The sequence below is a fragment of the Hymenobacter aerophilus DSM 13606 genome (assembly GCF_000382225.1).
GTDB classification, from domain to species: domain Bacteria; phylum Bacteroidota; class Bacteroidia; order Cytophagales; family Hymenobacteraceae; genus Hymenobacter; species Hymenobacter aerophilus.
The window spans coordinates 133,254-150,007 of sequence record NZ_KB907802.1; the positions used below are offsets into that span (position 1 = coordinate 133,254).

General features: G+C 63.8%; 20 protein-coding genes and 1 tRNA gene. 11 read left to right on the forward strand and 10 right to left on the reverse strand.

What is annotated here, in order from left to right:
- Window positions 1–45 precede the first annotated feature (45 nt).
- The 3 genes from H145_RS23910 to H145_RS0103315 form a co-directional block, all read right to left on the reverse strand.
- Window positions 46–303, reverse strand: coding sequence for a hypothetical protein (locus H145_RS23910; protein WP_157541072.1), 258 nt, complete (start codon window positions 301–303; stop codon window positions 46–48).
- A 45-nt stretch (window positions 304–348) separates the two neighbouring features.
- Complete coding sequence (locus tag H145_RS22460; protein WP_019946716.1) at window positions 349–1,056, reverse strand: HAD family hydrolase; 708 nt, start codon at window positions 1,054–1,056, stop codon at window positions 349–351.
- Window positions 1,057–1,137: 81 nt separating this feature from the next.
- A complete protein-coding gene (locus H145_RS0103315) occupies window positions 1,138–1,815 on the reverse strand; it encodes an HD domain-containing protein (RefSeq protein WP_019946717.1) in 678 nt (225 codons plus the stop codon).
- A 143-nt stretch (window positions 1,816–1,958) separates the two neighbouring features.
- On the opposite strand from H145_RS0103315, the gene parS reads away from it, so the two are divergent.
- The 4 genes from parS to H145_RS0103335 all read left to right on the forward strand — a co-directional run bounded on the left by parS (window position 1,959) and on the right by H145_RS0103335 (window position 4,601).
- The gene (gene parS / locus H145_RS0103320; protein WP_240471650.1) at window positions 1,959–2,405 is read left to right on the forward strand and encodes a type II RES/Xre toxin-antitoxin system antitoxin; all 447 of its coding nucleotides are present in this window, start codon (window positions 1,959–1,961) and stop codon (window positions 2,403–2,405) included.
- An 84-nt stretch (window positions 2,406–2,489) separates the two neighbouring features.
- Window positions 2,490–2,942, forward strand: coding sequence for an RES family NAD+ phosphorylase (locus H145_RS0103325; RefSeq protein ID WP_019946719.1), 453 nt, complete (start codon window positions 2,490–2,492; stop codon window positions 2,940–2,942).
- A 248-nt stretch (window positions 2,943–3,190) separates the two neighbouring features.
- Complete coding sequence (locus tag H145_RS0103330; RefSeq protein ID WP_019946720.1) at window positions 3,191–3,763, forward strand: fasciclin domain-containing protein; 573 nt, start codon at window positions 3,191–3,193, stop codon at window positions 3,761–3,763.
- Window positions 3,764–3,956: 193 nt separating this feature from the next.
- Window positions 3,957–4,601 (forward strand): flavin reductase family protein, encoded by a 645-nt coding sequence (locus H145_RS0103335; protein ID WP_019946721.1) that lies wholly within the window; start codon window positions 3,957–3,959, stop codon window positions 4,599–4,601.
- 139 nt (window positions 4,602–4,740) lie between these two features.
- Here H145_RS0103335 and H145_RS0103340 read toward each other — a convergent pair whose 3' ends face one another.
- The 3 genes from H145_RS0103340 to pdxH form a co-directional block, all read right to left on the reverse strand.
- Window positions 4,741–5,349: a Maf family nucleotide pyrophosphatase gene (locus H145_RS0103340; protein ID WP_019946722.1), complete on the reverse strand. Its 609-nt coding sequence runs from the start codon at window positions 5,347–5,349 to the stop codon at window positions 4,741–4,743.
- 4 nt (window positions 5,350–5,353) lie between these two features.
- Entirely contained in the window at window positions 5,354–6,676 is a 1,323-nt protein-coding gene (locus H145_RS0103345; RefSeq protein ID WP_019946723.1) for a DUF1015 domain-containing protein, read from the reverse strand.
- A 142-nt stretch (window positions 6,677–6,818) separates the two neighbouring features.
- Window positions 6,819–7,472, reverse strand: a complete 654-nt coding sequence (gene pdxH / locus H145_RS0103355) for a pyridoxamine 5'-phosphate oxidase (protein WP_019946724.1) — start codon at window positions 7,470–7,472, stop codon at window positions 6,819–6,821.
- A gap of 245 nt (window positions 7,473–7,717) precedes the next feature.
- Between pdxH and H145_RS0103360 the strand changes: the two genes are divergently transcribed.
- The 4 genes from H145_RS0103360 to H145_RS22465 all read left to right on the forward strand — a co-directional run bounded on the left by H145_RS0103360 (window position 7,718) and on the right by H145_RS22465 (window position 12,358).
- Window positions 7,718–8,284 carry a YqgE/AlgH family protein gene (locus tag H145_RS0103360; RefSeq protein ID WP_019946725.1) on the forward strand — a complete coding sequence of 189 codons (567 nt, stop codon included), beginning with the start codon at window positions 7,718–7,720 and terminating at the stop codon, window positions 8,282–8,284.
- Window positions 8,285–8,339: 55 nt separating this feature from the next.
- Window positions 8,340–10,688: a DUF349 domain-containing protein gene (locus H145_RS19755; protein ID WP_019946726.1), complete on the forward strand. Its 2,349-nt coding sequence runs from the start codon at window positions 8,340–8,342 to the stop codon at window positions 10,686–10,688.
- A 158-nt stretch (window positions 10,689–10,846) separates the two neighbouring features.
- Window positions 10,847–10,919, forward strand: a tRNA-Thr gene (locus tag H145_RS0103370).
- 149 nt (window positions 10,920–11,068) lie between these two features.
- The gene (locus tag H145_RS22465; RefSeq protein WP_071595111.1) at window positions 11,069–12,358 is read left to right on the forward strand and encodes a tyrosine-type recombinase/integrase; all 1,290 of its coding nucleotides are present in this window, start codon (window positions 11,069–11,071) and stop codon (window positions 12,356–12,358) included.
- Between the two features lie 155 nt (window positions 12,359–12,513).
- Here H145_RS22465 and H145_RS0103380 read toward each other — a convergent pair whose 3' ends face one another.
- Window positions 12,514–12,726 carry a hypothetical protein gene (locus H145_RS0103380; RefSeq protein ID WP_019946728.1) on the reverse strand — a complete coding sequence of 71 codons (213 nt, stop codon included), beginning with the start codon at window positions 12,724–12,726 and terminating at the stop codon, window positions 12,514–12,516.
- 70 nt (window positions 12,727–12,796) lie between these two features.
- Here H145_RS0103380 and H145_RS22470 point away from each other — a divergent pair, with 70 nt between their 5' ends.
- The 3 genes from H145_RS22470 to H145_RS0103395 all read left to right on the forward strand — a co-directional run bounded on the left by H145_RS22470 (window position 12,797) and on the right by H145_RS0103395 (window position 14,714).
- Window positions 12,797–13,339, forward strand: a complete 543-nt coding sequence (locus tag H145_RS22470; protein ID WP_019946729.1) for a thermonuclease family protein — start codon at window positions 12,797–12,799, stop codon at window positions 13,337–13,339.
- Between the two features lie 54 nt (window positions 13,340–13,393).
- Window positions 13,394–14,113 (forward strand): hypothetical protein, encoded by a 720-nt coding sequence (locus H145_RS0103390; RefSeq protein WP_026351226.1) that lies wholly within the window; start codon window positions 13,394–13,396, stop codon window positions 14,111–14,113.
- Window positions 14,114–14,297: 184 nt separating this feature from the next.
- Complete coding sequence (locus H145_RS0103395) at window positions 14,298–14,714, forward strand: hypothetical protein (protein ID WP_019946730.1); 417 nt, start codon at window positions 14,298–14,300, stop codon at window positions 14,712–14,714.
- Between the two features lie 136 nt (window positions 14,715–14,850).
- Here H145_RS0103395 and H145_RS0103400 read toward each other — a convergent pair whose 3' ends face one another.
- From H145_RS0103400 to H145_RS0103410, 3 genes are all read right to left on the reverse strand, one after another.
- The gene (locus H145_RS0103400; protein WP_019946731.1) at window positions 14,851–15,636 is read right to left on the reverse strand and encodes a hypothetical protein; all 786 of its coding nucleotides are present in this window, start codon (window positions 15,634–15,636) and stop codon (window positions 14,851–14,853) included.
- Between the two features lie 67 nt (window positions 15,637–15,703).
- Window positions 15,704–16,024, reverse strand: a complete 321-nt coding sequence (locus tag H145_RS0103405; RefSeq protein WP_019946732.1) for a YegP family protein — start codon at window positions 16,022–16,024, stop codon at window positions 15,704–15,706.
- Between the two features lie 36 nt (window positions 16,025–16,060).
- Window positions 16,061–16,735, reverse strand: coding sequence for a PD-(D/E)XK nuclease-like domain-containing protein (locus H145_RS0103410; RefSeq protein ID WP_019946733.1), 675 nt, complete (start codon window positions 16,733–16,735; stop codon window positions 16,061–16,063).
- Between the last annotated feature and the right edge of the window lie 19 nt (window positions 16,736–16,754).

Below are 16,754 nucleotides of genomic sequence, written 5' to 3' on the forward strand. Positions count from 1 at the left end.
GGCCCCCGTACGGAGCGGTTCCCGCAAGCCCGGGCGGAGGGGCGGCTAGTTGCGGTCGTTGATGGTGCGCCGACGGTCGTTGTTGCGCTTTACATCGTCGGGCTTGTACACCTTTATTTTCTCGCCGATGGCCGGGTTCTGCTTTTTCCAGAGCGGCTGCCCGCGGAACTTGGTGCCGTTGTGCATATGCACCTTGCGGGTATGGCAGGATTCCATGGGACAGGTGCGGCAGGAGGAAACGGCCAGCAGGCAACCCGCGGCCAGCAGGCCCAGACGGGAGGAAAACGAACGGGGAGTAGTCATTGGGGTAAAGGTACCAAATATGAGGAAGCCAAGAATATGCGCGCCCTACCGACGGGCCGTTTGCGTCAGCACCTCATACGCAGCTTCGAGCGGCTCCAGGCTGGTCAGCTCGGCTACTTCCGGCAGTGGCCGGGCGGCCCCGGTGCGGTTCAGCCACACCGGCCGGATGCCCACGGCCTGCGCCCCTACCACGTCGGCCACCCAGTTGTCGCCCACCATCACGGTTTCGGCGGGCCGGGCGCCCAGCCGCTGCAGGGCCACGTGGTAGATGGCCGGATCGGGCTTGAGTACGCCCACGGCCTCGGAGGTAACCAGCACGTCCACCAGCCCGCTCAGGCCCAGAAATTCGAGCTTCTCCTCCTGCTCGGCGGTGCGGTTGTTGGTCACCACGCCAATCTGATAATCTGTCTTCAGGCGCTGCAGTAGCGGCAGCGCGCCCGGTACCGGCTGCCGGAAGTGCCGGTAGTGGCCGTAGTGTTCCTCGGCCAGCTGCGTCAGGCTGCCGGCCGCCGGCGCCGGCTCGTAGGGCGCTAGCAGCTGCCGGAACCGTAGCTGCCGGGCCGTGAGGTAGTCCAGTTCGCCGCGCATCACCCGCGGGTGCATTTCCTCCAGCAGGTCGCTGTAGCGCTGGTAGAGCGTAGCGGGTGGCACGTCGCGCAGGCTGGCGCGGCCGGCTGCCGTGGCCGCCAGCGCCGCCCGGGCCGTGGCCGTGTGGTCGTAGAGCGTGTCGTCGAGGTCGAAGAGAATGGTCATAGTTTTTAGCTGAGAGCTGTTAGCTGTCAGCCTCTCAGGCCAACGTAGTGATTGAATGAACAGGACCTAACGGCTCAAAAGCTACGATGGAACGTCCTCCCCTTCCCACTCGCGCAGAAACTGCTGCAGGAACTGCTCCATATAGGCATGGCGCTCGTCGGCCACGCGGCGGGCGGCGGGCGTGTTCATCCGCTCGCGCAGGTGCAGCAGCTTTTCGTAGAAGTGGTTGATGGTGGGCGCCGTGTTCTGCTTGTAGCTCTCGAAGGAGTCGTGGCTCACGGGCGGCACGGCGGGGTCGTGCAGGGGCCGGTTTTTGTGGCCCCCGTAGGCAAAGGCCCGCGCCACGCCAATGGCCCCGATGGCATCGAGTCGGTCGGCGTCCTGCACCAGCGCACCTTCTACTGAACTCATGGGCGTGGGCACGCCCAGGCCCTTAAAGCTGATTTCGCGGATGATAGCCTCTACCCTATCCATTACTTCTGGCGTGGCTCCCTGGCTCGTCAGCCAGGCGCGGGCAGCGCGGGGGCCGGCCTCCTCGTCGCCGTCGTGGAATTTCCAGTCGGCCACGTCGTGCAGCAGGGCGCCCAGCTCGGTCGTCAGCAGGTTGGCTTCGGGCGTTTGGGCGGCCAGTTGGCGGGCCACCTGCCACACCCGGCGGATATGCTCCCAATCGTGGCCCGTGCCTTCGTGCAGGAATTTTTCGCGAATGAAATCGGCCGTGGCCGTAATGAGCCGGGAATCGGCGGCGGAAAGCGACATAAGCAATCAGATAAGAAAGGGTGCCGACAAAAGTAGGCCCAACCAACGGCCCCGGCCAGAGCACCGACCGGGAATTATTGATCGGCTGCGGAAGTTTACCGTATATTGCCTTCAGATGACGCTTTAAAAATCCGCAAATGACCATGGTTCGCAACACTTCCGTCGCCGATATGGTGGCCCTGATGGGCGGCCCGGCCGTTATTCCGCAACTCGTGCGCAACGAGATGGACCTGCTGGGTGTGGCCATCAAGGGCCTCTCGGTGCAGGCCGTGCGGGCGTTGCAGCGCCACCTGGGCTTTTCCAACAAGGAAATGAGCGCCGTGCTGGGCGTGTCGGAAAGCACCCTGACGCGGCGCGAGCAAAACCGCAAACCCCTCACGCTCGACGAAAGCGAAAAGGCCATTCAGCTCTCGGCCGTGCTGGCCAAGGGCATGGAGGTATTCGAGGAAGAGGCCGACCTGCATTTCTGGCTCAACTCCCCCATCCCGGCCCTGGGCGGCCAGAAACCCAAAGACCTGCTCTACTCCGTTATCGGCCGCGGCCAGGTACACGACATCCTGGGCCGCATCGAGCACGGACATTTTTCTTAAAATGAGCTGCAAGCCGCAAGCTACAAGCAGCAAGTTTTTGAACGTGCTTGTAGCTTGCGGCTTGCAGCTTGTAGCTCTTCGAAAATGAAGCTTTACCGTTTGGGCAAGGCCCCGTATATATCGGATACCTCGGGCAAGGGCGGGCTGTACTACGGGGGGCGCTGGCATCCGGTGGGACGGCAGATTCTGTACACGGCCGAGCATTTGTCGCTGGCCAAGCTGGAAGTGCTAGCCAACTCGCCGGTGCTGCCGCGCCATTACTTCGCCCTGACACTGGAAATCCCCGACGACACGCCCTTTCTGGAGTACGGGCCGGCGGAGCTGCCCGCCAACTGGCAGCAGGTGCCCTACCCCGCCGAGTTGGCCGAGTTGGGCCGCGCCTGGCTGGAGGCCGGTACCCACTGGGTGCTGCGCGTGCCCTCGGCCCACGCCCCGGCCGAGTGGAACTACCTGCTCAACCCGCTGCACCCCGACCACGCCCGGCAGCTGCGCGTGCTGAGCGTGGAGCCGCACCCGTTTGATGAGCGGCTGAAATAGGGTTTTCCGAAATTTTTATTTCCATAAACCCGCATGAAATGTCTTCGCGTAGCAACTAAGTAGGTTTTGTTTGCGGGCTTTCACTTAATTCTTTTTATTAGCCATATCATCATCCTATAGCCTTTTATCTAGCAGCAGTGCAAGCCTAAAAAGTTATTTTCAAAGGCAGTAAATCCGGGGCGCTACGGGGCGGCGTAAGTGGAGCCAAATAGTTCAACCGACTCTTCCACACCTCTCTATTACTTCCAATGAAAAAGCAACTGCTTTCCCTCGCTTTCGTGGCCCTGCTGGGCGGCGTTTCCGCTACCACTGCTTCGGCCCAGGCCAAGATGACGCCCGGCACCGTAATGGTGGGCGGCATGGCGATGTACCCCAACAAGAACATCGTTGAAAACGCGGTCAACTCCAAAGACCACACCACGCTGGTAGCCGCCGTAAAGGCCGCCGGGCTGGTAGAAACCCTGCAAAGCAAAGGCCCATTCACGGTTTTCGCCCCGACCAATGAGGCTTTCAACGCCCTGCCGGCCGGTACCGTCGAGACGCTGGTGAAGCCCGAGAATAAGGCCACGCTCACCAAAATCCTGACCTACCACGTGGTAGCCGGCAACATGACGGCCGAAAAAATTATGGCCGCCATCAAGGCTGGCAAAGGCACGGCCACGCTCAAAACCGTAAGCGGCGGTACGCTCAAGGCCATGATGAACGGCCCCAAGAATATTGTGCTGCAGGACGAGAAAGGCAACGTGTCGAGCATCTCCACTTACGATGTTATCCAGAGCAACGGCGTAATTCACGTAATCGACAAAGTATTGATGCCCTAACCGGCATTACTAACTGATTAATAATTAAGCCCGCCCCGATATAAAATATATCGGGGCGGGCTTAATTATTTTAATTAGTTGACAAATTAAAATAAGCACCGTTTTCCACGAACAGCCAACCGGGTTTCCGGCAGGCCAGTGACTTTTGGTAGTGGCAGTGGTTACCCTCACTCCTACCGTTCACTCCCGCCCCATGCGCCACTTTACCGCCGCCGACCTCGGCCAGCTTGAAAAGGTTTACCGCCTCAACCTCATCAACGCCATTACGGGCTTCAAGCCGGCCAACCTGCTGGGCACCGCCGATGCGGCCGGGCGCACTAACCTGGCCATCATCAGCTCGGTGGTGCATCTGGGCTCCAACCCGGCCCTGTTGGGCCTCATTATGCGCCCGCCTTCCGTCGAGCGGCACTCCTACGACAACATCCGGGCAACGGGCCGCTACACGCTCAACCACGTGCACGCGGGCATCATCCGGGCCGCGCACTACACCTCGGCCAATTTCCCACGGGAGGTTTCAGAGTTCGAAGCCTGCGGCCTCACGCCCGAATACCACAACGATTTTCCGGCACCCTATGTGCAGGAAAGCCACCTGCAAATCGGGCTGGAGCTGCTGCAGGAGTTACCCATTGAGGCCAACGGCACCATTATGCTAATAGGCCGGGTGCAGCACCTGTATCTGCCCGACACACCCGGCGTGCTGCGCCCCGACGGCTCGCTCGACCTGGCCGCCGCCGGCACCGTGGCCCTCAGCGGCCTCGACACGTACTACGAAGCCCGCCCCGTGGCCCGCTACGGCTACGCCCGGCCCAATCAGAAGCTGGAAGATTTGGAATTGTAAAAAGTGACTGTCATCCTGAGCAGCGCGAAGGACCTATACAGAAGGCAACTTTTGACGTTAGCTTCTGTATAGGTCCTTCGCCCTTGCTCTAAGCGCAACATGCTCAGGATGACAGCGACAGGTCAGGCTCCTTGTTCTGCTAAACCAGCCCAAACGCCGCCAGTTCCTGCCAGACGCGGTGCACGGGCAGGCCCATCACGTTGAAGTAGGAGCCTTCGAGGCGGGTGATGGCCACCATGCCAATCCAGTCTTGGGCGCCGTAGGAGCCGGCTTTATCAAAGGGCTGGTAGTGGCGGACGTAGTGCTCGATTTCGGCCGTGGAAAGCGGGCGGAAGTGCACCCGGGTCTCATCGGCAAAAACCACCTGGCGGCCGTCGGCGGCCAGCAGGCAGACGCCGGTGTACACCTCGTGGGCACGGCCCTGCAGGCGCTGCAGCATGGCTACGGCCTCGGCTTCGTCGGCGGGCTTGTTGAGCACGTCGTCGTCGAGGCACACGATGGTATCGGCCGTGAGCACGATTTCGTGGGCGGCCAGATCGGGGGCGTAGGCGGCGGCTTTGTGGGCGGCCAGGTACTCGGCTATTTCGGCCCGGCGCAGGTTTGCGGGGAAGCTTTCGTCCACTTCCCGCAGGCGGATTTCATACTCCAGCCCTAAGTCGGAAAGCAGCTGGCGGCGGCGCGGCGAGCCGGAAGCCAGCACCAACCGCGGCCGGGCGGGCGTGGGCGGCAGCGGCACAGTATTCAACATTGAGTCAGACACGGAAAACAGCGGTAAACGGGGCGTTGGTTTCCTCGTCGGCAATGCTGCTGAACAGGAACCCGCCAATGGTTTTGGGGAAGAAGAACGTGGATTTGGCCGGCATCACGGCCCCCGAGTGGCACACGGATTCCACTTCGGCCATGCTCACCTCGTTGGTGATGAAGGCAGCCCGCGCCTCGCCCCGGTCGACGCGGGTAAGGCACTCGGGGAAGTTGCGCACGTAGGCCACGCCGGGCCACTGCCGCTGCGCCTGCGAGCCGACAATACCCAGCACCTTTTCGAGCACGAAGTAGTGCAGTACCGTTAAGTCGAGGTTTTTCACCTCGGTCGTCGTGGGCCAGTCGAGCTGGGCGTGCACTTCGGGGCGCAGGCGGATTTTGTACACCTCGCCTTCGCCCAGGTAAAGCCCGAAAGCCCAGGGCTTGCCGGCAATGCGCTCGGGCAGGTCATAAGGGTCGTCGAGGGGCAGCACGGTGAAGTAGGGCTCCAGGCGGGCCAGCAAATCGGCCGCGCCGGCAATGCCGGGCAGCTCCAGCAGCAGCCGGTGGGTGGGCAGGATGCGCAGGTCGTCGGCCGCCGCGTTGGTCAGGTACATCAGGTGGAAATTCCAGGCCTCGTGGCCGGTGTAGGCCGCGCCGGCCGCCGCGCGCCGGGCCTGGCGGTAAGCCAGCGAGCCTTCGTAGCGGTGGTGGCCATCGGCCAGAATCACCTCGCGGGCCGCCAGTACGCGCTGGAAGTGGCGGATGACGTCGGCATCCTGAATCACGGCCAGCACGTCGCGGGCCCCCTGGTAGTCCTCCTCGGTTTCGTAGAGCGGGCTTTGCATGGCCTCATCCAGGTAGGGCTCCAGCTCGAACGTATCGTCGCGGTACAGGCCGTGGGTGGCGCTGGACTGGAACTCGGTGCGGGCCAGCAGCTCGGCCCGGTCGTTCACGGCGGCGGGCAGCGTGTTTTCGTGGCGCAGCACCACGTTCTCGGCCCAGTCGGTGGCCTTAATATGGCACATGAAGCCCTTGCGGCAGTACTCGCGGGGGCTGCCCGGCAGCCGGAAATACTGGTAGTACACGTAAATGCCCGGCAAATCGTCCTGCCGCAGCACGCCGGCGGCTTCCCACTCGCGCAGCCGCGCCAGGGCGGCGCCGGCGGGGTCGTCGCCGCGGGGCACCGAAAGGTGGATGCTGTTGAGCGGGTTCTGATACAGCGCCTCGCGCTGGCGGGGCGACACCACATCGAAGAGCGGCGAGACGAGCCGGTCAATCTGGCTTCGCAGCGCGGGCCCGTAACGCCAGCCCCGGATAGGTTGAATTTCAGCCAAACTTTTGGGTAATTATGAATTTTGAATTCTGAATTTTGAATTGGGCCGGGCAGTTCAGCGCCACCAGCAGGCCAGTCAATTCAAAATTCCTAATTCCTAATTATTAATTGCGCGCGCATTATTAATTGCGCGCGCAGCGCGCCTATGGGGCCAGGCGGTTGAGCTGCCACTGCCCGGTGGCCGTGCGCTCGTACACGATGCGGTCGTGCAGGCGTGAGGGGCGGCCCTGCCAGAACTCGACGCGGTGGGGCCGCAGCAGGTAGCCGCCCCAGTGCGGCGGGCGCGGCAGCGGCTGCTGGCCGGCGAATTGGGCTTCGATTTCGTGCTCGAGCGCTTCCAGCGCCTCGCGGCTGGCAATGGGCTGGCTCTGGGGCGAGGCCCAGGCCCCCACCTGGCTGCTGCGCGGCCGGCTCTGGAAGTATTCGGTCGATTCTTCTTCCGACACCTTTTCTACCCGGCCCTCGATGCGCACCTGCCGCTCCAGGCCCGGCCAGAAAAACGTGAGGGCCGCCAGCGGACTAACCGCCAGCTCGCGGCCCTTGCGCGAGTCGTAGTTGGTGTAGAACAGAAAGCCCTCGTCGTGGGGCAGACCCTTGAGCAGCACGATGCGGGCGGCGGGCTGGCCGGCGGCGTCCACGGTGGCCAGGTTCATGGCCGTGGGCTCGTCGAGGCGGGCGGCCAGGGCCTCGTCGAGCCAGGCGCGGAACTGCGCCACCGGCTCGGGCCGCACGTCGGCCTCGGTGAGCGTGCGTTGCGAATAAGTCTGGCGCAGGTCGGCCAGTTGCTGGTCGGTCATATAATGAAATAGAGCTACAAGCTTTCGGCCACAAGCTGCAAGCGAGGTGCTGTCAGCCTTTCGAAAAAACGCGCTTGCAGCTTGTGGCCCAAAACAAAGGTAGTACAATGCGCCGGGGCCGGAACCCTGCGCCCCCTGGCAGCCGTAAGAACCATTTCGTTCTGCATTGTTCCCAATAGCCTGCTGAAAAGCCATCGGCCCCTCGCTTGTAGCTGGAGGCTTGCAGCTTGTAGCTCCCTCCTATTATGCTCCGACTTCGCCCTGGAAACCTGCTTATATCCCAGCCCTTTCTGGGCGACCCCAACTTTGAGCGCAGCGTAGTACTGCTGTGCGCGCACTCCGACACCGAGGGCTCGTTTGGGCTCGTGCTCAACCAGCCGGCCAACGTGCAGCTCTCCGATGTGCTGACGCTGCCCGGCGGCGAGGCCCTGCCCGCGGCGGCCACGCCCCTGGGCCTGGGCGGGCCCGTCGAGCCCGATACGCTGCACTTTCTGCACCAGCGCCCCGAGCTGCCCAACGCCGTGGAATTGGGCGGGGGCGTGTACTGGGGCGGCGACTTCGCCCGGCTGCTGGAGCTGCTCATCAGCGGCGAGGTGGCGCCCGAAGACGTGCGGCTGTTTGTGGGCTATTCGGGCTGGGCCGCGGGGCAGCTGGCCGCCGAGCTGGGCGAGAATGTGTGGATAGTAGAGCCCAATGCTGCCGCGAAAGTGTTTACTTTGACTACGGATGCCTTCTGGCAGGCCATTCTGCGCGAGAAAGGGGGCCGCTACCGGATGCTGTCCAACTACCCCACCGACCCGCGCCTTAACTAACGCCTCACCTCTGTGCCCCGCCGCCCGCCGGCGGGGAGTTTCTTTTCTGACTGTTATGCTCCCCGATCAACCGACCCCCACCGGCGCTTCCGGCGTCGACGCCACCCCCGAATCGCCCCAGCAGATTCTGGCCCGCCGCCTCGCCGAACTCGACGCCAACACGTCTGCCGACCAGCCCGCCGGCACCGCCCCGGAATCGGCCCCGGCCACCGATGCGCCGGACGATATCAGCGAACATGCTGCCCAGGGTACTGCCCCGCTGCCGGCCGGTCAGCCCGCCGGTGCCGGCACGGCCGAGCCGTCGGCCATGGCCACCGAATCGGCCGCAGCAGCGGCCAGCGCGCCCGTCGAGCCCACCGATGTGCCGGCCCCGCCCGCCCCTACCGCCACCACGCCCCCGGCCGAGATGCCCGAGCCCACCAACGCCCCCACCGCAACCGGCGACCAGTCAGACGCTAAACCGGCTGCTACTTCTGCGGAAGGCGCTGCGGCCGCCGAAACCAGCGCCGCCACCGAGGCGCCCCACGTAACGCCCGTGGTAGACGTGCCCGCCGACGAAACAGTGGCTGAGGCCCTGGAAGCCACGCCCGGCGTCGGCTCGCTGCCCACTTCTTCCGACGCGCTGGCCAGCCCCGACACCACGACCACGGCCCACCAGCCGGCCGGCCGGCCGGAAACGGCTGCGGCCGGCACGGACGCTGATTTTGACGGGCTAAACCGCGCCGCCCAGGCAGCCCACCTGCGCGGGCTGCTGGGCCAGGCCAACGCCGGCAAAAACCGCAAAACCATTTCCGACCTCTACCGCCGCTACGAAACCAGCCTCAAAACCGACCGCACCGAACAGCGCCGCCAGTTTGTGGAGGCCGGCGGCACGGCCGAGGACTTCACCCCCTCGAATCCCGAGGGCCACACCGAGCTGACCCAGGCCTACCAGGAGTTCCGCGCCAGCAAGGTGCGCGACGCCAAGGCCGAGGACGAGCAGCGTGGCAAAAACCTGGCCCGCAAGCAGCAGCTGCTCGACCAGCTGCGCCAGCTCGTGGAGTCGGCCGAGACGGAGGACAGCTCGGCCCGCATCAAGAGCCTGCAAAGTGAGTGGAAAAGCACCGGCCCGGTGCCCCAGACCGACTCGCAGGAGCTCTGGAACAGCTACCACGCCCTGCTCGACATCTATTACAACAACCGCGGCCTGTTCTTCGAGATGAAGGAGCTGGACCGCCGCCGCAACCAGGAAGCCAAGGAGGCGCTGATTGTGCGGGCTGAGGCGCTGGCTGACCAGACCAACATCAACAAAGCCACCCAGGAGCTGCGCCAGCTGCACGAGGAGTGGAAGCACATCGGGCCGGTGCCCAACGAGCAGCGCGAGCCGCTGTGGCAGCGCTTTTTGCAGGCCTCGGAGCTGGTGCATGGCCGTCGGCAGGAAGCCAATGCCAGCCGCAACGCCGAGGAAACGGCTAACCTGGAGCGCAAAACCGCTTTGCTGGAGCAGATTATGCCCTTCGGCGAGTTCGAAACGGAGCGCGTGAACGAGTGGCGCGGCAAAACCGATGAGCTGCAGCAGCTCAAGCAGCAGTGGGATGCCGCCGGCCTCGTGCCGCGCAAGCAGGCCGAGCAGATCAACAAGCAGTTCTGGAGCGCCTACAAGGGCTTTTTTCAGAAGAAAAACCAGTTCTTCAAGGCCCTCGATGAGGAGAAGAACGCCAACCTGAAGCGCAAGCTGGAAATGTGCGAGCAGGCCGAAGCCGCCCTGCAAAACCCCGATTGGGAAGCCAGCCGCCAGACCGTCATTCAGCTTCAGAAAGAATGGAAGCTGGTGGGCCGGGTACCCGAAAAGCAGTCGGACAAGGTGTGGAAGCGGTTCCGCACGGCCTGCGACGCTTTCTTCGACCGCAAAAAAGAGGAAGGCCGCCAGCGCGAGCAGCAGGTGCAGCAGCTCAGCGAAGACCAGACCAACCACTTGGCTACCGTAGCCGAGTCCGTAGCGGCTCTCTCGCCCGAGCAGCCCGGCACGCTCGAAGGCTTCCGCGCGCACGTAGCGGGCTGGCGCGCCTTCGATGGCGCCACCCGCCAGCAGGCCGACGAGCGGTTCCAGAAGCTGATGGAGCAGTACCTGACCCACGTGCCCGACCTGGCCTACCAGGACCGCACCGACCTGCTGTTCAGCCTGCAGGTCGAGCGCCTCAAGGCCTCGCCCGAGTCGCAGCAGCTCCTTTACAAGAAAGAGCAGGCCCTGCGCCGGGAAATCAGCGAGCTGGAAAACGACATCTCGACGCTGCAAACCAACCTGGAGTTCTTCGCCCGCTCGAAAAATGCGGCCCAACTCCGCGGCGAGTACCAGGGCCGCGTCGATGAAGCCCAGACCCGCATCGAGAACCTGAAGCGCCAGCTGAAGGCCGTGCGCAGCTAGCGTTTCGCAGCGCTCAGCTTCTTTGAAATGCCCCGCTACTTCAGGTAGCGGGGCATTTTATGTTCCGGTCCGTTAGGAAGTTAGGGTAGCCTAACAGGAAATTTGCGTCGATTGCTTGGCGGGTTCACGGGCAAAACCTACTTTTGCACCACTTCCCCGCCTCCTTAGCTCAGCTGGTAGAGCAACTGACTTGTAATCAGTAGGTCGTTGGTTCGATCCCGACAGGAGGCTCACGTATTTAATCCCGGAACGCCCGGAAAGTCGCTCATCTGGCAACAGAAGCGGTTTTCCGGGCGTTTTCGCGTTTCGTCTAATCCCCCTTCTAGTTGATGTAATCCCGGAAACACGTCCCAGTACACGCCCCACTAAATGCCCCACTTATGACTATCCAGTTTCAACATCGGACGGAGAACATTAATGAGGAAGGTTACTCTGTTATCTACCTGGTGGCCCATTTCAATCAGAAGCGGCTGCGGGTGACTACAGGCGAGAAGTGTTTACCCGCGCAATGGGATGAGCGCAAGCAGCAGTTCCGGCGCTCGTACCCAGGCTACCAGGAAGCCAACGAGCTGCTGGCTGCACTAGCGGCCCGGCTGACCGAGGCCCACCGCCGGCAGCGGGCCGAAGGCCTCACCCCTACTCCGGCCAGCCTCAAAGAGGCCCTGGACCCCGCCCCGGCCCCAGTGGTGCGCGAGCAGAACCTGGTAGTGCTGATGGGCGAGTTTCGGGACGTGCTGCGCGGGCGGGGCTACATGTACGAGACGCTGCGCCACTACCTGGTGGTGAGCAACTGGCTGCGCGACTTCGAAAAGCACCGTCGCCGGCCGCTGCGGGCCGACAAGTACACGCTGGCCGAGCACGACGCGCTGCTGCACTTTCTGACCATCACGCGGGAGCTGGCCCCCAACTCGGTGTACACGGCCGTGAAGGACTTGAAAACGCTGCTCAACTACCTGCACAAAGAGCGGGGCTACGAGCTGGCCCTGGAAGTGAAGGGCCTCAAGGCCACCAGCGTGGACGTGGACAAGGTGTATCTGACGGCCGCGGAGCTGGAGCGGCTACGCGTGGCCGTGCTGCCCTCGACGCTGGTGCCGGTGCGGGACGTGTTCTTGTTCTGCTGCTACACCGGCCTGCGCTACTCGGATGTGCGCCAACTGCACCAGGGCAACCTGTCGGGTTGGGAAAGTGGGCAGCTGCTGCGCCTGACGCAGAGCAAGACCCGGCGGCCGGTGAGCATTTACCTCACGGAGGTGGCGCGCGGGATTCTCGACCGCTACGCCGGGGAGCGGGCCCGGCTGCTGCCGGTGTATGAAAACCAGGTGATGAACCGCTACCTCAAGCGCATCTGCCGGCTGGCGGGGGTGCTGGATGCGGTGGAAGTGGTGGCCATCCGGGCGGGGCGGGTGGAAAAGCAGCAGCGCAGCAAATACGAGCTGGTGACCATGCACACGGCCCGCCACACCTTCGCCACGCAGAGCCTGCTGCGGGGTATGCCGGTGGAAGTGCTGCAGAAGGTGCTGGGGCACGCCAACATCAAGACGACGCTGATCTACGCCAAAATCGTGGAGGACTTCCAGCACCTGACCATGCGGCGGATTTGGGAGGGAGAGCCGACGGAATCAACCGCCCAAACAGTGCCCGCGCTGTGCGCGGTGGAACCGGCAGCCTAAGGGTGTTGCCAGGCTGGTTCGGCCCCGGCCTAAGGCCGGCGGACGGGTGCGCCGGCTGGGCGCAGGTCATACGCAAGTCATACCTAAGCCATACTCCAGCCATACTCCAGCCATACTCCAGCCATACTTCAGGGGCGGGCAAGCCCCCACGTGAGCTACCGGCGGCCGGTGGCGGCGGGGCCGTTGATGGCGGCGGTGACCTCGGGCTCGGGCAGGTGGGTGTAGGCGCAGAACTCGCCTACTGAAACGTAGGAGCCGGTGGGCTTGCCGTAGGCGAGACGGATGCGCTGCAGCAGCCGCTTGCCGGCCGTGTACTGGGTACCGGTTAGCTGCGCCGCGTCTTTGGGGTAAATGCAGACCTGGGGCATGTGGGGTCTTTTGAGGTCTATTGGAATAGCTAAATATACAACGAAATAGAATAGCCAGTAGGTTAGCGGCATGAACGTGCTTCTCCCTTTCCGGCTGGTATTACTCGTGGTGCTCCTGAATGGCGCCCACTATGGGCGGGCCCAGGCAATAGTGCGCGTGAGCCGGGTGGTGGACGCCGATACCTACGAAATAATCAGCCAAAACCGGCGCGAGCGGGTACGACTACTGGGCGTGGATGCGCCGGAGCGCAGCCAGCCGTTCGGGCCGGCGGCCACCGACTCGGTGCGGGCGCTGCTGAGCGCGGCCGGCGGGCTGGTAGAGCTGACGCGCACCGGCACCGACCGGTACGGGCGGATGCTGGGCGCGGTGCGGGTGGGCCTCACTCCTGCCGGGCGGCTGGTGGCCCTGGATTCGGTGCTGGTGGCGCGGGGTTGGGCCTGGGCCTATGCGCCGGGCCGGCAGCGGGTACGCTGGGTACAGGAGCAGCAGCGGGCCCAGGCCGGCGGGCGGGGGCTGTGGCGCTGCGGCGTGGCCGCGGCCGTGCCGCCCGGGCTGTGGCGGGGGTTCAAACAGGAAATAAAGCGGCGCTACCGGGTTGACTGCCCCCGGTAGGGCAAAGACGCAGCGAAGGCAGTCAATTTCTTCTCACCCTTTTTCCCTACCACTATGGCACGTCAGACCGGCGTAATTCAAATCAGTGGCACCGTGGGCGGCGTGGTTTTCGCCAAAGACGGCACGGTGCGCCAAAAGCAGGGCTCCAACAAGAGCCAGTTCAACTCGTCCGCCTCCATGCAGCGGGTACGCGAGAATGCCAGCGAGTTTGCCACGGCGGCCTCCTCGGGTAAGCTCGTGCGCGACGCGCTGCGCCGGGTGGTGGCCCTGGCCTCCGACCGGCTCATGGTTTCGCGCCTGGCCCAGAAGATGAAGCAGATTCTCAACCTGGACGAGGACTCCGACCGTGGCGGCCGGCAGGTGCTGCCCGAGAACCTGCCGGCGCTGGTGGGCTTCGACTTCAACGCCGGCTCGGCCTTGTCGAGCACCTACTTCGGCCGGGTGGAGCCCACGCTGGACCGCGCTACCGGCACCCACGCGGTGAATCTGGGCGAGCTCAACCCCTCGCGCGACGTGGCTGCCCCGCAGGGCGCGACCCACTACCGCATCAATGCGGCCGTGGCCAGCCTCAACTTCGAGACCGGCACCTACAACAGCGCCGAGGTGAGCACGGCGGAGCTGCCGCTGGACAACGCCGTGCGACCCGCTGAAAGCCTGAGCCTGCCGCTGGTGGCCCCGGCCGACGAGTCGCTGGTGGTGGCCGTGGGCGTGGACTTCTTCCAGCAGATGAACGGCAAGTTCTACCCGTTAACTCCAACGCTTACAACGCGCTGAGCGTGGTGGCGGTGGGGTAACGGTTAGAAGTTAGAGGGGAGAGCTCAGAACTGAGAACCAGGCAACGGTTTACAGCCGGAGTTCTCCCCTCTTATTTACCTGACTTCTAAGCGCTAAATTCTACCATCTAACACAAACTCCAAAGGCAACTACCACTCCCTACCAACGGCAATTCCGCACCCGCATGAAGCGGGCGCTGCGGCTGCGCGCTTCGGCTGATTCCAAGGCCCGGCGCTACGCCCAAAAGCTGGCCGACGCGCTGCGCCTCAGCCAGGATGCAGCCGCGCAGATGAACGCGCTTAACCAACTCTACAACGTGGACGTGAGCACCCAAACTATTCTGGTGCACGACCTGCTCGACGTACTGCAGCCCGGGCAGCTGAGCACGGCGCTGGGCCAGAGCACGCCGGGTGAGGAGCTGCAGCTGTTCAACCCAATTCCGGACGGCAACGGCGGGCAGCCACTGCCAGCGGATGCACTATTTGGCGAGGTGGTGGCCGGGCCGCCAATTGTTCCGCCTCCAGATAGCTTGGTGGCCAAAGCAGTACCGCTGCCGACGGCTATTGAGGATGGTTCAGCGGCCGATTCGCCGACCGCTTAGGTCTGTTCGCGTTTACTGAAAAGACCAGCCCCCAAGCATAAGGGCTGGTCTTTTTTTGTCCGATTAGGTTAAAAGATGGCCGCTGGCTTTCGCACCTTTATTCTAGCTGCAGCCCTGAGCTTCACTTTACCGCTGGTCAGAGTATAAACTCCGCATCTGTCATGCGCAGGATGTGTGGCCCCTGCTCGGGGTAGCTTTTAGCGCCGCCGCGGTGGTCGGGCTTGCCACCGTAGGCGGTGAGTTGCTGCTGCACGGCCTGTTCGAGTGCCACGACGTCGGTGTAGCGCAGGGCCTGACCATTGATACCCTGCCGGCCGTTGGCAAATAAGACCATCAGGTTGACCAGGTTCCGGTACGGCTGGTCGAAATAGTAGAGAACTTCCAGCCCGGCTTGCTCGCTTACTCCGGCCAGCACGTGCAGGAAGGCAGCTTTTTCAGTTTGGGGCAGGTGACAGTCAAGGCGCAGGGCGTGGTGCTCGGCGTGGTACTGGCCTTGCGATGAGCCGCCCCCAGTTCCTAACAGGCCACCATAGCGGTAAGACGGGGTCGGGTCGTGCGGGACGGCCAGGCGTAGTAGCGGCACTCCCGCGGGCGGGCGCTCGGGGGTGGCAACGGCTTGCTGCCGCCGCAAGACCTTTTCCAGCTCGGTAGCCACATGGAAGGAGTAGTCGCTCAGGGCGTAATCGCCCAAGCGCAGGCGCAGCAGGGTTTCGTGCGGCTCGGCAAACAGGTACGCCTCGGGGTAGCGGTCGGCAACAACCCGCACCTCGGCCAGCAAGGCGGTTGGCTCGGGGGCGCGCACGGTGGCCGTCAGCTCGGCCGGACCGTCGGCGTGTCCGCCCAGGCCCGGCCGGAAAGTGAAGAAGTCGAAGTGATACAGGCCTTCGGGGAAGCCATAGTACCAGTACACGCCTAGCAGCATGGGGGGAAGGAAATAGTCCGCAAGTACGGTTGGTAGATGGAATTTTTACCGTCAGCAGCAAGAGCGTTCAGGTTAAGTCCTGCACTGGAGCGTCGGGGGCCTCGCGCAGCACGACCTGGATGCCGTGGTCGCGGGACTGGGCGGTGGTGTACTTCTCGCTGCGGCCGATGATTTCACCGTTGGCGGCCACGTGGTTGAAGCCGTACTGGCCGCTGGCGAAATAGGACTCGAAGCGGTGGGGCTGGCAGTTGGCCTGCACCGACCGGATGCCCTTCTGGCAACTGGCCTTGGTGGTGTAGCCCTCGCCCGACTGGACGATTTCGCCGTTGCCGGCGCGCAGGTGATACCAATACTGATTACTGCTGTGGAAAATCTGGAAGGCGGCCATAGTGTGAGGATTGAGTGGTGAAATGATGCAGGGAAGTTAAGCCGCCAGCGGTAAGGCTACTGTTGGCGAGCAAGGCTGCTCAGCGTAGGCCCGGAGCAGGCGCTGGTACTTCTTGCGGCCCTGGGCCATGGTGTCGGTGTCGGCGGAGAGTTCGACCAGCCAGATTTCGTTGGGGGCCTTCTTCTGCACGCCGATGATGAGGAAGCGGTCGGCCTGGAGCACGTCGGCGTAGAAGGCGGCCTGGCGGTCGTAGTCGTACTGCTCGACGGTGGCCAGGAAGTGGTTGTAGTCGGGGCAGCTGGTGGTTTTGAAGTCGACCAATACGCGGCGGCCAAGGCGCGGGGTGGTAAGCAGCAGGTCGGGGCGGATTTTGACGGTGAGGCCGGTGAGCTCGTGGGTGGCGGTGTGGGTGAGCTCGGGGGTGCCGCGGTAGAGCAGGTCGCGGCAGTAGCGGTTACGGCGCACGGCGGCGGTCAGCGTGTCGAGCAGCCGGCGCTGGGCCGGGGCCAGTGTGGGCGGGGGCGAGAAGCGGGCGGGCTCCAGCACGGCCTCGTGGAAGGCGGTGCCGAAGGTCAGGGCCCCGGTGTTGGCGCGGCGGGGCTGGCCGAGCAGTTCGGCCTTGAGGGTGGACAGGTCGGTATTAGAGACGTGGGGCAGGGCGCGGTGCTGGGCCTGGGTCAGCTGGGAGTGCGCAGTGAGGTTGGTGAACATAGCAATGGTTTTTTAGCTG

Coding starts and splice junctions, on each gene's coding strand:
- H145_RS0103380 (WP_019946728.1), bottom strand. CDS start 12,726: ATGCCCCAGGTCTGCATTTACCCCAAAGACGCGGCGCAGCTAACCGGT.
- H145_RS22460 (WP_019946716.1), bottom strand. CDS start 1,056: ATGACCATTCTCTTCGACCTCGACGACACGCTCTACGACCACACGGCC.
- H145_RS0103400 (WP_019946731.1), bottom strand. CDS start 15,636: ATGCTGCTAGGCGTGTACTGGTACTATGGCTTCCCCGAAGGCCTGTAT.
- pdxH (WP_019946724.1), bottom strand. CDS start 7,472: ATGACCGACCAGCAACTGGCCGACCTGCGCCAGACTTATTCGCAACGC.
- H145_RS0103360 (WP_019946725.1), top strand. CDS start 7,718: ATGCTCCGACTTCGCCCTGGAAACCTGCTTATATCCCAGCCCTTTCTG.
- H145_RS19755 (WP_019946726.1), top strand. CDS start 8,340: ATGCTCCCCGATCAACCGACCCCCACCGGCGCTTCCGGCGTCGACGCC.
- H145_RS0103325 (WP_019946719.1), top strand. CDS start 2,490: ATGAAGCTTTACCGTTTGGGCAAGGCCCCGTATATATCGGATACCTCG.
- H145_RS0103335 (WP_019946721.1), top strand. CDS start 3,957: ATGCGCCACTTTACCGCCGCCGACCTCGGCCAGCTTGAAAAGGTTTAC.
- H145_RS0103340 (WP_019946722.1), bottom strand. CDS start 5,349: ATGTTGAATACTGTGCCGCTGCCGCCCACGCCCGCCCGGCCGCGGTTG.
- H145_RS23910 (WP_157541072.1), bottom strand. CDS start 303: ATGACTACTCCCCGTTCGTTTTCCTCCCGTCTGGGCCTGCTGGCCGCG.
- H145_RS0103395 (WP_019946730.1), top strand. CDS start 14,298: ATGAAGCGGGCGCTGCGGCTGCGCGCTTCGGCTGATTCCAAGGCCCGG.
- H145_RS22470 (WP_019946729.1), top strand. CDS start 12,797: ATGAACGTGCTTCTCCCTTTCCGGCTGGTATTACTCGTGGTGCTCCTG.
- H145_RS0103330 (WP_019946720.1), top strand. CDS start 3,191: ATGAAAAAGCAACTGCTTTCCCTCGCTTTCGTGGCCCTGCTGGGCGGC.
- H145_RS0103405 (WP_019946732.1), bottom strand. CDS start 16,024: ATGGCCGCCTTCCAGATTTTCCACAGCAGTAATCAGTATTGGTATCAC.
- H145_RS0103390 (WP_026351226.1), top strand. CDS start 13,394: ATGGCACGTCAGACCGGCGTAATTCAAATCAGTGGCACCGTGGGCGGC.
- H145_RS22465 (WP_071595111.1), top strand. CDS start 11,069: ATGACTATCCAGTTTCAACATCGGACGGAGAACATTAATGAGGAAGGT.
- H145_RS0103315 (WP_019946717.1), bottom strand. CDS start 1,815: ATGTCGCTTTCCGCCGCCGATTCCCGGCTCATTACGGCCACGGCCGAT.
- parS (WP_240471650.1), top strand. CDS start 1,959: ATGGTTCGCAACACTTCCGTCGCCGATATGGTGGCCCTGATGGGCGGC.
- H145_RS0103410 (WP_019946733.1), bottom strand. CDS start 16,735: ATGTTCACCAACCTCACTGCGCACTCCCAGCTGACCCAGGCCCAGCAC.